Below are 12651 nucleotides of genomic sequence, written 5' to 3' on the forward strand. Positions count from 1 at the left end.
TAGGCAGTAGTGAGTAGTGAGTAGGGAATAGGGACGCTGTCATCTCCGGTAATGCCCATTCCCTACTCACTACTCCCTACTCACTCATTTCTTCGCCCTAATCGCCGCCCACACCGTTGACGGCGAGGCTGGCATGGCGATGTCCACAATCCCCAAAGCGTCGGTGATGGCGTTGATGACCGCCGGCGGCGAGCCGATGGCGCCGGCCTCGCCACAGCCCTTGATGCCGAGCGGATTGCTCGGACACGGCGTGTTCGAGGTCGACACCTTGAATGACGGCAGGTCGTCCGCGCGCGGCATGGTGTAGTCCATGTAGCTCGCCGTTAGCAGCTGCCCGCTATCGTCATAGTGCGCGCCTTCCAGCAGCGCCTGGCCGATGCCCTGGGCGATGCCGCCATGCACCTGGCCCTCGACGATCATCGGGTTGATGATGTTGCCGAAATCGTCCGCGGCGACGAACTGGACGATCTCGGTCGTGCCGGTTTCCGGATCGATCTCGACCTCGCAGATGTAGCAGCCGGCCGGGAAAGTGAAGTTCGCCGGATCGTAGAAGGCGGTTTCCTTCAGTCCCGGCTCCATGCCTGCCGGCAGATTGTGAGCGGTGTAGGCGGCAAGAGCCACCTGGAACCAGGGCAGGCTCTTGTCGGTGCCGGCGACCTTGACCTCGCCATTCTCGATGACGATGTCGCCCTCGTCGGCTTCGAGCAGATGGGCGGCGATTTTCTTGGCCTTGGCCTCGACCTTGTCGAGCGCCTTGGCAATTGCCGACATGCCGACCGCGCCCGAGCGCGAGCCGTAGGTGCCCATACCCATCTGCACCTTGTCGGTATCTCCATGGACGATCGAGACCGAGTCCAGTGGCACGCCAAAACGCTGGTTGACGAGTTGCGCGAAGGTCGTCTCATGGCCCTGGCCGTGGCTGTGCGAGCCGGTCAGCACCTCGATCGTGCCGACGGCATTGACCCGCACCTCGGCCGATTCCCACAGACCGACGCCGGCGCCGAGCGAACCGACCGCCGCCGACGGCGCGATGCCGCAGGCCTCGATATAGCAGCTCATGCCGATGCCGCGCAGTCTGCCCTGGCTGGCGGCCGCCGCTTTGCGCTTGGCAAAGCCGGCATAGTCGGACGCCTGTGTCGCCGCATCGAGTGAAGCTCCATAGTCGCCGGCGTCATAGTTCATGATGACCGGCGTCTGGTGCGGAAACTCGGTGATGAAATTGATGCGCCGCAACTCCGCCGGAGAGACCCCAAGTTCACGCGCGGCGGTCTCCATTGTCCGTTCGAGCAGATACGTGGCTTCCGGCCGCCCTGCCCCGCGATAGGCATCGACGGGTGCCGTGTTGGTGTAGACGGTGCGCACATTGGCGTGGATCGTCGGGATGTTGTACTGGCCCGACAGCAGCGTCGCGTAGAGATAGGTCGGCACGCAAGACGAGAACAGCGACATGTAGGCGCCGAGATTGGCGATGGTGTCGACTTTGAAGCCGGTGATCTTGTTGTTCTTGTCGAACGCCATTTCGACCGTCGAGACATGGTCGCGGCCATGTGCGTCGGTGAGGAAGCTTTCGGTGCGGTCGGCGACCCATTTGACCGGGACGCCGGTTTTCTTGGACGCCCACAGGCAGACGATCTCTTCGGGATAGATGTAGATCTTCGAGCCGAAGCCGCCGCCGACATCGGGCGCAATGACGCGCAGCTTGTTTTCCGGCGCGACATTGTAGAAGGCGCTCATCACCAGCCGCGCGACATGCGGGTTCTGCGACGTCGTCCAGCAGGTAAAATGGTCCTCGGCCTTGTCGTAATGGCCAAGGGCCGCGCGCGGCTCCATGGCGTTGGGAACCAGCCGGTTGTTGACGATCTTCATGCGGGTGACATGGGCCGCCGCCTGGATCGCCGCGTCGGTCGCCTTGGCATCGCCGATCTCCCAGTCGAAGATAAGATTGTCCTCGGCTTCGGCATGGACCTGCGGCGCACCTTTTTGCAGCGCCTTGGTGGCATCGACCACCGCCTTCAATTCCTTGTAGGTGATCTCGACCGCTTCGGCCGCGTCGCGGGCCTGGCCCTTGGTTTCCGCCACCACGATGACGACCGCGTCGCCGACATAGCGCACCTTGTCGACGGCCAGCGGCGACCACGCGCCCATCTTCATCGGCGAGCCGTCCTTGGAATGGATCATCCAGCCGCAGATCAGGTTGCCGATGCCGTCGGCCTTGAGCTCCTTGCCGGTCAAGACCCCGATGACGCCGGGCATCGCCTGCGCTCGTCTGACGTCGATCTTCTTGATCTGAGCATGCGCGTGCGGGCTGCGCACGAAAGCGGCATGCTTCATGCCGGGAACCACCATGTCGTCGACATAGCGGCCGGCGCCGGTGATGAACCGTTTGTCTTCCTTGCGCACGACCCGAGCGCCGATGCCTTCAATGCCCATAGGAATTCCTCCGGAATAGCGAATAGTGAGTAGCGAATAGTGAACAGTGAGTAGGGAATTGTGCTCGGAGCGGTTCGGCTAAACCGACTACTCGCTATTCACTATTCACTACTCGCTTCTTTCTTACGCTGCCTGTTTCGCCCTGCCCTTCGGCACCTTCGCCATCGTCTGCGATGCGGCGAGGATCGCCTTGACGATGTTGTGGTAGCCGGTGCAGCGGCAGATGTTGCCTTCGAGCTCGGCGCGCACCGTCGCCTCGTCAAGGCCTTCGGGATGGCGCGCGATCATGTCGGTCGCCGTCATGATCATGCCCGGCGTGCAGAAGCCGCATTGCAGCCCATGATGTTCCTTGAACGCGGCCTGCATCGGATGCAGGTCGCCGCCATTGGCAAGCCCTTCGATCGTCACCACGGTCGACCCGGAGGCCTGCACGGCCAGCATCGAACAGGACTTCACCGCCTTGCCGTCGACATGCACGACGCAGGCGCCGCATTGAGAGGTGTCACAACCGACATGCGTTCCGGTGAGACCAAGATTTTCGCGCAGGAAATGAACCAGAAGCGTTCGGTCCTCGGCAGCGCCGCTGATCCGTTTTCCGTTCACGACAAACGAAACGTCCGACATGCATCCTCCCTGGGTATCGACCTTGGTAGTCATGCTGCCGATGCGGCTTTGGCGCTCGGCCATGCGCTATTGGTACACTGCAAAAAGCGCAAAAAACACACGGCGCTCATTGTACTTTCGGTCATGGAGAAAACGAAAATCATGGGCCTGTCCGCCCCATTGCCAAAGAGCGAATAGGGGGCAACAATGCCCTCGACGCCAACGCGCCGAGAGACATAAAACGGGCGCGCGCAGGAAGCGTCGGAGGATATCGGGAGGAAGCCTCTGGCCAGTTCACGGACGAGCTATGCATCCGGTCTGTCGGCGCTCACCACCGACGAGCCCGACGCCGATGCATTCGCCCTGGCGGTCGCCGTCGAGGCCGCAGCCATCGATGCCGGCTTTGCCCTGCTGTTCTTTTCCCAGAGCCTGCTTGATGCGAGCGTCCTTTCGCAAGCGCTGAAGACCCACGCGCCGACGCTGGCCTACGCCGCCTGCTCGACCGCCGGCGAGATCACCCCGCAAGGCCTGGAGGAAGGTCATGTGCTCGCCATGCTCTTTCCCTCCGCGTCGTTTTCGGCGGTCAGCACCATGGTCGACAATCTCTCCTCGTCGGGCATGGACAGGATCACTGATGAAGTCGAGGGCTTGCGGCGGTTGCTGCGCGGACGCACCGGCAGTTGCCATGCCAAAAGCACCTTCGCGCTCTGCTTCATCGACGGCCTGTCCTTTGCCGAGGAAGCTGTAACCTCGGCCATCCATTGGGGGCTGGACGACATCCCGCTGATAGGCGGTTCGGCGGGCGACGATTTGAAATTCGAAACCACCAGGCTGATTTCGAACGGCAAGGTTGCGTCCGACAGCGCCATCATTGTGCTGATCGCCACCGAGATCCCGTTCCATGTCTTCAAGACCGACAATTTCATCCCAACCGACGAGAAGCTGGTGGTGACGGCATCCGATCCGGACCACCGCACCGTGCGCGAATTCAACGCCACCAACGCGGCTGAGGAATATGCAGCCTCGGTCGGCATCGTTGCGCAGAACCTGACGCCGATGAGCTTCGCCTCGCACCCGGTGGTGGTGAAAGTGGGCGGCGAATATTACTGCCGCTCGATCCAGAAGATGCATGCCGACGGTTCCCTGTCATTCTTTTGCGCCATAGACGACGGCGTCGTGCTGTCCATCGCCCAGCCCAAGGACATGGTGGAATCCACGCGCGCCGCACTGCGCGACGTCGAGCAACGGCTCGGCGGCATCGACATGATCCTCGGCTTCGATTGCGTGCTGCGCCGGCTCGACGCCCGCAACCGCCAGGTGTTCCGCGACATTTCGGAGCTCTACCGGGTCAACAATGTCATCGGCTTCGGCACCTATGGCGAACAGTACCGTTCGATGCATCTGAACCAAACCTTCACCGGCATCGCCTTCGGCGAACGCCAGGCGGCGGAATAGCGCATGCCGCTCAGGGACATCAACGACGTCGACAGGCTGAAGAAGATCAACGCCGCTCTGGTCAGCCGCGTCGAGCGCTCGATGGACCAGCAGGGCAACGCCTTCTCGCTGTTCCAGACCGCAATTTCACTGGAAAACCGCGTGCGCATGCGCACCGAGGAACTACACTCGACCTTGCGCCGGCTGGAACAGTCGAACATCGACCTCAGCGCCGCCAAGGAAAACGCCGAACTGGCAAACCTGTCCAAGACCAGGTTCCTGGCCGCCGCCAGCCATGACGTGCTGCAGCCGCTGAACGCCGCCCACCTCTCGGTCTCGGCATTGGCCGAAGTGCAGACCAGCGACGAGGGCAAGAAACTTGTCCGCCAGGTCGAGCGCTCGCTGGAGACCATGGAAGACCTGTTGCGCACGCTGCTCGACATTTCCAAGCTCGATGCCGGCGTGGTCCAGCCCGACATCGGCGATGTCAATCTGGAGACGCTGTTTTCCTCGCTTCGGTCGGATTTCCTGCCGGTGGCCGAGATGAAGGGGCTGGCGCTGAAGTTCCGCCCGGTCAGCGCCGTGGTGCGTTCGGACCGCACGCTCTTGCGCCGCATCCTGCAGAACATCCTGTCCAATGCGCTGCGCTATACCCCTTCGGGCGGCGTGCTTGTCGGCACAAGGCATCGCGGCGATACCATCCGCATCGATGTCGCCGACACCGGCTGCGGCATTCCCGACGACCAGCGCGAGGCGGTGTTCGAGGAGTTCCATCGCGGCTCCGCCATTCCAGCCGACACCGGGATCTCCGGCGGCGGGCTGGGCCTGGGCCTTGCCATCGTGCGGCGCATGGCCGCCGCGCTCGGTCATCCCGTGACGTTCTCCTCGAGGGTTGGGCGCGGCACCATCTTCCACATCGACGTGCCGGTCGGCATCGGCGCCAGCGCCGACGCCATCGCCAGCCTTGCCGAAATGGAGCGGCCGCGCGGCTACGGCCTGTTCGGCACCAAGGTGCTGCTGGTCGAAAACGACGCCGACGTGCTGCAGGCGATGACTTTCCTGCTCGAGCGCTGGCAGTGCCTGGTGCGCGCCGCGACCTCGACCGAGGCTGCGGTCAGCCTGCTTGGCGACACCGACTGGGTGCCCGACATCGTCATTGCCGACCAGCATCTCGACGACGGCGACCTCGGCACCGCCACCATCGCCGAAGTCCGCGATTATCTCGGCCGCGCCGTGCCGGCGCTGATCGTCACCGCCGACGGATCGGAGGCCGTCGCCAAGGCAGCCCGCGCCGCAGGCATAGAGCTGATGCGGAAGCCGCTAAAGCCGGCGCAACTAAGGGCGCTGCTGGCGCATCTGCTGGCTTGAGCCCCATACCCTCCCCTCGATGGGGAGGGTCGGCGCGCAGCGCCGGGGCGGGGTGCAGCGCCAAGCTCCCCCACCCCGCTCCGCTTCGCGGATCGACCCTCCCCACAAGGGGGAGGGTAAAGATCAAAACCCGGCCTGATCGCGAAACAACTCCGCATTGTCGAGCTTCGACACCTCGATCACCGCCTGCGTGCGGCTATACACATTGAGTTTGCGCAATATCTCCGAGACGTGCGCCTTCACCGTGGTCTCGCCGACCTGCAGCTCGTAGGCGATCTGCTTGTTGAGCAGGCCTTGGCGCAGCATCTGCAGCACGCGCAGCTGCTGCGGCGTCAGTTTGGCCAGCCGCTGCACCATGTCGGCGCGGTCGGCGCTGTCGGCGTCGGGCGGCTGTCCCTCATATGTCTCCGGCACATAGATCGCGCCCTCCATCACCGAGCGGATTGCGGCGGCGAGATCGCTCTTGCGCGCCGATTTCGGGATGAAGCCGGCTGCACCATAGGAAAGCGCCTCGGAGATGATCTTCGGCTCCTCATAGCCCGAGACGACGACCACCGGCAGCCGCGGATGGCGGGTCCTGAGTTGCAGCAGTCCATCGAAGCCATGCACATCGGGCATGTTGAGATCGAGCAGCGCCAGATCGAATGGCTTTATCCCACCCAGAAGATCGAGCGCCTCGGCGATCGAGCGCGCCTCCACCGTGTCGACTTCCGGATAGGCCATCTGCACGGCGCTGTGCAGCGCCTCGCGAAACAGCGGATGGTCGTCGATGATCAGAAACCGGGCGCGATCGTTGACTGCGGTCATGGTGTTCGTTTCAGTCCTCCCTGGGCACGATACTCCCGCTGGTATGGCCAGCTTATTGGCAAATAGTCTATCGCCATCTTAACCCCAGGAGGCGAAGCCGACTTTATCAGACAATCAAGGCGCAGCCGACGCTTTTGCGGAGGCTCCTGCCTTGCCCGGCGGTCCAAATCGGTCAAATGTGCCGGCAGTTGAAGCAGAAAGACCTGGCATGACAGACTTCGTCCTCCCCCTGCCCGCAACACCATCGGTCGCCGTCGCCGGCTCGGCCGAGCGTTTTGCGGTGCGCCGCATCTTCTGCGTCGGCCGCAACTACGCCGCGCACGCCCGCGAACTCGGCAATGACGAACGCGACCCGCCCTTCTTCTTCACCAAGCCGGCCGACGCGGTGACCGATTCCGGCACCACGATCCCCTACCCGCCCTTGACCAAGAACCTGCATCACGAGATCGAGCTGGTCGCGGCGGTCGGCAAGGCCGGCTTCCGCATTCCTCGCGCGCAGGCGCTCGACCATGTCTGGGGCTACGGCGTCGGCATCGACCTCACTCGCCGCGACCTGCAGGACGAAGCCAAGAAGGCGGCGCGGCCCTGGGATTGGTCGAAGGCCTTCGACCGCTCGGCGCCCTGCGGTCCGCTGGTGCCGGCCGCCAAATCCGGCCATCCGCAAAAGGGCCGCATCTGGCTCGCCGTCGACGGCGCGGTGAAGCAGGAGGGCGACCTCGCCGAACTGATCTGGCCGATCGCCGATATCGTTTCGATCTGCAGCGGTGCGGTTGTACTACAACCGGGCGACCTGATCTTCACCGGCACGCCGGCCGGTGTCGGTGCGGTGGCGCCGGGACAGACGATGACCGGCGGCGTCGACGGCATCGGCACCATCGAGATCACTGTCGGCCAAGATTCGATCGGCCAAAATTCCACCGGCAAGCCGTGATCCGATGAGCGACCTCGTCCTCCACAACTACTACCGCTCCTCCACCTCCTACCGCGTCCGCATTGCGCTCGAGATGAAGGGGCTGGGCTACGATTACGTGCCGCATCATCTGCGTCATGGCGACCATCTGGAGCCGGCTTACCTGGCGGTCAATCCGCAGGGGCTGGTGCCGGCGCTGATCCTGGGCGACGGCACGCTTTTGACGCAGTCGCTGGCGATCATCGAATATCTCGACGAGACCCACCCCGAACCGCCGCTGCTGCCGAAGGACGCGCTCGGCCGGGCGCGCGTGCGAATGCTGGCGCAGATGATCGCCTGCGACATCCACCCGGTGAACAATCTGCGCGTGCTGACCTCGCTGCGCACTTTGTTCGGCGCCGGCGACCAGGATGTCATCCACTGGTTTCGCCACTGGGTGAACGAAGGGTTCCAGCCGCTTGAAAAGATTCTGGCTTCATCGGATGAGACCGGCACATTTTGCCATGGCGACGCACCGGGCCTCGCCGACATCTGCCTGGTCGCCCAGATCGCCAGCAACGCCCGCTTCGGCGTCGACCTGACACCCTACCCCGAGATCTCGCGCATCCACGCCGCCTGCATGGCGCTGCCGGCCTTTCAGAAGGCAGCACCGGAGAATCAGATAGATGCCGAATAGGCTCACAATGCCGGAGCAGAGCACGGAGAGTTGCCGATGAAAGCTGTCGTCTTCGAAAGATTCGGCGAGGCGCCGAGAATCCAGACCGTGCCGGATCCGAAACCGGCCGCGGACGGTGTGGTCATCAAGGTCGAGGCGACCGGGCTCTGCCGCAGCGACTGGCATGGCTGGATGGGTCATGATGACGGCATCACGCTGCCGCATGTGCCGGGCCATGAACTGGCCGGCATCGTCGTCGCCGTCGGCAAGCGGGTGACCCGCTGGAAGGCCGGCGAGCGCGTCACCGTGCCGTTCTGCGTCGGCTGCGGCCGCTGCTTCGAATGCAATTCGGGCAATCATCAGGTCTGCGAACACCAGACGCAGCCCGGCTTCACCGCCTGGGGATCGTTTGCCGAATATGTCGCCATCGAGCATGCCGACACCAATCTCGTGCGCCTGCCCGAGGAGATGGAGTTCGCCACCGCCGCCAGCCTCGGATGCCGCTTCGTCACCTCGTTTCGCGCCATTGTCGACCAGGGCCGGGTGACGCCGGGCGAATGGGTGGCGGTGCATGGCTGCGGCGGCGTCGGCCTGTCGGCGATCATGATCGCCAGTTCCATGGGCGCCAATGTCATCGCCATCGACCTCACCGACGAGAAACTGGACTTCGCCAGAAAGATCGGCGCCGTGGCGACCATCAACGCCTCGACCACGCCGAACGTGGTCAAGGCGATCAAGCAGATCACCAATGGCGGCGCGCATATGTCGATGGACGCGCTCGGCCACCCCACGACATCGTTCAACTCGATTGCCAATCTGCGCCGGCGCGGCCGCCATGTGCAGGTCGGCCTGATGCTGGGCGAACACGCCCGCCCGCAAGTGCCGATGGACAAGGTGATCGCCTTCGAGCTGGAAATCCTCGGCAGCCACGGCATGCAGGCCCACCGCTACCCCGCCATGATGGAGATGATCCGCACCGGCAAGCTCAAGCCCGAACTGCTGGTCGGCAAGAAGATCAGCCTTGATGAGGCGCCTGCGGCGCTGGTGGCAATGGGCGGGTTCGAGGGGATTGGCATTGGGGTGGTGACGAAGTTCTAGGGCGGAGTCGCCCTCCACCACCAAACTCCTAGCGCGCAAATTTCTTCGCCCCGAACACGCAAGCCACCACGCCGAGCGTCACGACCACCATCAGCGGGCTGACCTGCTCGTGCAGCAGCGACGCTGCCAGCGCCAGGCCGAAAAAGGGCTGCAGCAACTGCAACTGCCCGACGGCAGCGATGCCGCCTTGGGCCAGGCCGCGATACCAGAACACGAAGCCGATCAGCATGCTGAACAGCGAGACATAGGCGAGACCCATCCAGGCGTGAGAGCCGATGCCGGCGAAGGACGACGGCAGCGTCGCAAAGGTCAGAACCAGCATGATCGGCAGCGAGATCGCCAGCGCCCAGCAGATCACCTGCCAGCCGCCCAGCCTGCGCGACAATGCCGCCCCCTCGGCATAGCCCAGGCCGCAGACGATGATGGCGGCCAGCATCAGGCCGTCGCCGACAGGTGAGGCCGTCACGCCTTGCATCAGGGCAAAACCGGCGACCAGCGCGCTGCCGATGCAGGAAAACAGCCAGAAGGCCGGGCGCGGACGCTCGCCACCGCGCAGCACGCCGAAGATCGCGGTGGCCAGCGGCAGCAGGCCGACGAAGATGATGGAATGGGCGGAGGTGACGTGCTTCAGCGCCAGCGCGGTGAGCAAGGGAAAGCCGACAACCACGCCAAGGGCGACGATCACCAGCGACAGAAAATCGCCGCGCTCCGGGCGTTTCTGCCGAAACAGCATCAGCATGGCGAGACCGAGAAGTCCGGCAATCGCGGCGCGGGCCGAGGTCAGGAATATCGGATCGAAATCGGCCACGGCCACGCGCGTTGCCGGCAGCGAGCCTGAGAAGATCAGCACGCCGATGAATCCGTTCATCCAGCCGCTCGCGGTTTTGTCCATTCCAGGCTCCATTGCTTTCGCCCTCTATCGGGCAAGTGCCTATGGTGCAGCCAGAGACAATGCAGTACAATTCCGCAAAACTGTAATGGCTATCAGAGCAATACAGATGACCGAACTCATTTTGGAAACCGGCAATGCGCACCCTCCTGTCGCGACCACGCTTGTGGAAACTGTCATGGCGACCATCCGCCAGCGGATATCGGCGCGCAGCCTGACGCCAGGCGCGCGGCTACCTTCGATCCGCGCCTTTGCCAAGGCCATGCAGGTGTCCAAGTCGACCGTGGTCGAAGCCTATGAGCGGCTCGCTGCCGAAGGCGCGATACGCTCACGGCCGGGTTCGGGTTTTTATGCCGCCGGATCGCTGGCGCCACTGTCGCTGGCCGAGATAGGCCCGCGGCTCGACCGCGCTGTCGATCCGCTTTGGGTTTCGCGCCAGTCACTGGAAGCCGGCGACGAGATGCTGAAACCCGGCTGCGGCTGGATGCCGGCCTCATGGATGCCGCAGGGGGCCTTGCGCCGGGCGCTGCGCACCGTGGCGCGCGCCGACGATGTCGACCTAGCCGATTACGGCACGCCGCTCGGCCTGCCGCCGCTCAGGCAATTGCTCGCGCGGCGCATGGCTGGCCACGGCATCGAGGTCTCGCCCGAACAGATCATGCTGACCGAATCGGGCACGCAGGCCATCGATCTTCTGTGCCGCTTCCTGATCGAACCGGGCGATACCGTGCTGGTCGACGACCCCTGCTATTTCAATTTTCACGCGCTGCTGCGCGCCCACCGCGCCAAGGTCGTCAGCGTGCCCTACACGCCATCGGGGCCTGATATCGAGCTGTTCGCGCAGGCGCTCGCCGAGCACAGGCCGCGCCTCTACATCACCAATTCCGCCATCCACAACCCGACCGGCGCGATCCTGTCGCCGGTCACCGCGCACCGGCTGCTGAAGCTCGCCGACCAGTCGGACCTGACCATCGTCGAGGACGACATCTTCGCCGATTTCGAGCACAGTCCCGCGCCCCGGCTGGCGGCGTTCGACGGCCTCAACCGCGTCGTCCATATCGGTAGCTTCTCCAAGACGCTATCGGCATCGGTTCGCTGCGGCTTCATCGCGGCACCGCGCGACTGGATCGAGCAACTCACCGACCTCAAGATTGCCACCACCTTCGGCGGCGGCCGGCTGGCGGCCGAACTGGTGCTGACGCTGCTTAGGGACGGCAGCTACCGCAAGCACATGGAATTGCTGCGCGCGCGGCTTTCCCGCGCCATGGGTGAGACGGGCGCGCGCCTGAAGGCGATCGGCATCACGCCCTGGATCGACCAACCGGCCGGCTTGTTCCTGTGGTGCAGCCTGCCGGATGGCGTGGATGCGGCTGAAATTGCTCGCCGTGCATTGGCCGACAACATCGTGCTGGCGCCCGGCAATGCATTCAGCCTGTCGGGAACCGCCAGCCGGTTCCTGCGCTTCAACGTTGCCCAATGCCAAGACGAGCGGATTTTCAGGGTGCTCAAGGCGGCAATGGCGCGCTGAGCGCTCAGCGGGAGGCCGCGCAGACCTTCCGAACGCAATCTCGCAGCCAGCGTTGCGCCGGATCGGCATCGAGCCGTGGATGCCAGAGCATCGAGATGGTGACCTCCACCGTGGCGACCGGCAGCAGAAAGCTGACCATGCCGGCGCGTGCGCCTTGCGTGTGCCGTTCGGGCACGCTGGCAATAAGGTCCGAAGCGCGCGCCATGGCGAGTGCAGCCGAAAAGCCGGAGACCATGCACGCCACGGTTCGCTGCAGGCCGAGCAGCGCCAAAGTCTGATCGATCGGCCCTCTTTCCCGACCCCGCCGTGAAACGCTGATGTGGCGGCCGGCCGCGTAGCGTTCAGGCGTCACCGCGCCTTCGCTCAAGGGATGGCCGGCTCCTACGGCGCCGACGAACCGGTCACGGAACAGCGCCTGTATCAGCACTTCAGGTCCGGTCTCGCCGGCAACGCCGATTTCCAGATCGATCGCTGCGTCGCGCAACGAGGCGACATCCTTGTCGGCTTTCGGCGCAAATCGCAGCCGCACGCCCGGCGCCTCGGCCTGGATGCGAGCGACAAGACGCGGCCCGAACTCCTCGACGAACCCTTCATTGGTGCGCAGCGTGAAGATCTGGTTCAGCTTCGCGAGATCGAGAGGCCTGGCAGGGCGCAGCAACGTTTCTGCTTCCTGGACGACACGGCCGGTCTGCTGCCGCAATGCCTCCGCGCGCGGCGTCGGCACAAGGCCTCGACCGGCCCGAACCAGCAGCGGGTCGCCGGTCGCTTCGCGCAGTCGCGCCAGGGTGCGACTCATCGCCGAAGGGCTGAGCCGCAGCCGGGTTGCCGCGCGAGCCACGCTACCTTCGGTCAGCAGGACGTCGAGAGCGAACAGCAGATTGAGGTCGGGCGATGTCATTGGCGGATTGTAGCACATGCCATGGCGTTTG

General features: G+C 64.3%; 11 protein-coding genes. 6 read left to right on the plus strand and 5 right to left on the minus strand.

The genetic code is table 11. From position 1 onward, the window contains the following. Positions 1 to 84: 84 nt before the first annotated feature. Positions 85 to 2430, minus strand: a complete 2346-nt coding sequence (locus tag NKJ58_RS09135; protein ID WP_023688177.1) for a xanthine dehydrogenase family protein molybdopterin-binding subunit — start codon at positions 2428 to 2430, stop codon at positions 85 to 87. 123 nt (positions 2431 to 2553) lie between these two features. After that, complete coding sequence (locus tag NKJ58_RS09140; protein ID WP_023681712.1) at positions 2554 to 3054, minus strand: (2Fe-2S)-binding protein; 501 nt, start codon at positions 3052 to 3054, stop codon at positions 2554 to 2556. A gap of 342 nt (positions 3055 to 3396) precedes the next feature. Between NKJ58_RS09140 and NKJ58_RS09145 the strand changes: the two genes are divergently transcribed. Then, positions 3397 to 4488, plus strand: coding sequence for an FIST N-terminal domain-containing protein (locus tag NKJ58_RS09145; protein ID WP_352545384.1), 1092 nt, complete (start codon positions 3397 to 3399; stop codon positions 4486 to 4488). Positions 4489 to 4491: 3 nt separating this feature from the next. Beyond that, on the plus strand, positions 4492 to 5835 hold the full coding sequence (locus NKJ58_RS09150) for an ATP-binding response regulator (RefSeq protein WP_352459128.1): 1344 nt from the start codon (positions 4492 to 4494) through the stop codon (positions 5833 to 5835). A 123-nt stretch (positions 5836 to 5958) separates the two neighbouring features. On the opposite strand, the gene NKJ58_RS09155 is transcribed toward NKJ58_RS09150, so the two are convergent. After that, positions 5959 to 6642: a response regulator gene (locus tag NKJ58_RS09155; protein ID WP_023701705.1), complete on the minus strand. Its 684-nt coding sequence runs from the start codon at positions 6640 to 6642 to the stop codon at positions 5959 to 5961. A gap of 208 nt (positions 6643 to 6850) precedes the next feature. On the opposite strand from NKJ58_RS09155, the gene NKJ58_RS09160 reads away from it, so the two are divergent. The 3 genes from NKJ58_RS09160 to NKJ58_RS09170 are packed head-to-tail and all read left to right on the plus strand — an operon-like array spanning position 6851 to position 9305. Next, positions 6851 to 7573: a fumarylacetoacetate hydrolase family protein gene (locus NKJ58_RS09160; protein ID WP_352853018.1), complete on the plus strand. Its 723-nt coding sequence runs from the start codon at positions 6851 to 6853 to the stop codon at positions 7571 to 7573. A 4-nt stretch (positions 7574 to 7577) separates the two neighbouring features. After that, on the plus strand, positions 7578 to 8228 hold the full coding sequence (maiA, locus tag NKJ58_RS09165; protein ID WP_023746798.1) for a maleylacetoacetate isomerase: 651 nt from the start codon (positions 7578 to 7580) through the stop codon (positions 8226 to 8228). A gap of 36 nt (positions 8229 to 8264) precedes the next feature. Continuing rightward, a complete protein-coding gene (locus NKJ58_RS09170; protein ID WP_023825747.1) occupies positions 8265 to 9305 on the plus strand; it encodes a zinc-dependent alcohol dehydrogenase family protein in 1041 nt (346 codons plus the stop codon). A gap of 28 nt (positions 9306 to 9333) precedes the next feature. Here the strand turns inward: NKJ58_RS09170 and NKJ58_RS09175 are convergent, their stop codons facing one another. After that, the gene (locus tag NKJ58_RS09175; protein ID WP_023706042.1) at positions 9334 to 10197 is read right to left on the minus strand and encodes a DMT family transporter; all 864 of its coding nucleotides are present in this window, start codon (positions 10195 to 10197) and stop codon (positions 9334 to 9336) included. Positions 10198 to 10303: 106 nt separating this feature from the next. On the opposite strand from NKJ58_RS09175, the gene NKJ58_RS09180 reads away from it, so the two are divergent. Continuing rightward, entirely contained in the window at positions 10304 to 11722 is a 1419-nt protein-coding gene (locus NKJ58_RS09180; protein ID WP_023739060.1) for an aminotransferase-like domain-containing protein, read from the plus strand. Positions 11723 to 11726: 4 nt separating this feature from the next. On the opposite strand, the gene NKJ58_RS09185 is transcribed toward NKJ58_RS09180, so the two are convergent. Further along, positions 11727 to 12620 carry a LysR family transcriptional regulator gene (locus NKJ58_RS09185; protein WP_023691058.1) on the minus strand — a complete coding sequence of 298 codons (894 nt, stop codon included), beginning with the start codon at positions 12618 to 12620 and terminating at the stop codon, positions 11727 to 11729. Positions 12621 to 12651: the final 31 nt, after the last annotated feature.

The sequence above is a fragment of the Mesorhizobium sp. M0139 genome, from assembly GCF_040322455.1.
In the GTDB taxonomy this organism is placed as follows: domain Bacteria; phylum Pseudomonadota; class Alphaproteobacteria; order Rhizobiales; family Rhizobiaceae; genus Mesorhizobium.

Coding starts and splice junctions, on each gene's coding strand:
- NKJ58_RS09155 (WP_023701705.1), bottom strand. CDS start 6,642: ATGACCGCAGTCAACGATCGCGCCCGGTTTCTGATCATCGACGACCAT.
- NKJ58_RS09150 (WP_352459128.1), top strand. CDS start 4,492: ATGCCGCTCAGGGACATCAACGACGTCGACAGGCTGAAGAAGATCAAC.
- NKJ58_RS09135 (WP_023688177.1), bottom strand. CDS start 2,430: ATGGGCATTGAAGGCATCGGCGCTCGGGTCGTGCGCAAGGAAGACAAA.
- NKJ58_RS09170 (WP_023825747.1), top strand. CDS start 8,265: ATGAAAGCTGTCGTCTTCGAAAGATTCGGCGAGGCGCCGAGAATCCAG.
- NKJ58_RS09140 (WP_023681712.1), bottom strand. CDS start 3,054: ATGTCGGACGTTTCGTTTGTCGTGAACGGAAAACGGATCAGCGGCGCT.
- NKJ58_RS09175 (WP_023706042.1), bottom strand. CDS start 10,197: ATGGACAAAACCGCGAGCGGCTGGATGAACGGATTCATCGGCGTGCTG.
- maiA (WP_023746798.1), top strand. CDS start 7,578: ATGAGCGACCTCGTCCTCCACAACTACTACCGCTCCTCCACCTCCTAC.
- NKJ58_RS09180 (WP_023739060.1), top strand. CDS start 10,304: ATGACCGAACTCATTTTGGAAACCGGCAATGCGCACCCTCCTGTCGCG.
- NKJ58_RS09185 (WP_023691058.1), bottom strand. CDS start 12,620: ATGACATCGCCCGACCTCAATCTGCTGTTCGCTCTCGACGTCCTGCTG.
- NKJ58_RS09160 (WP_352853018.1), top strand. CDS start 6,851: ATGACAGACTTCGTCCTCCCCCTGCCCGCAACACCATCGGTCGCCGTC.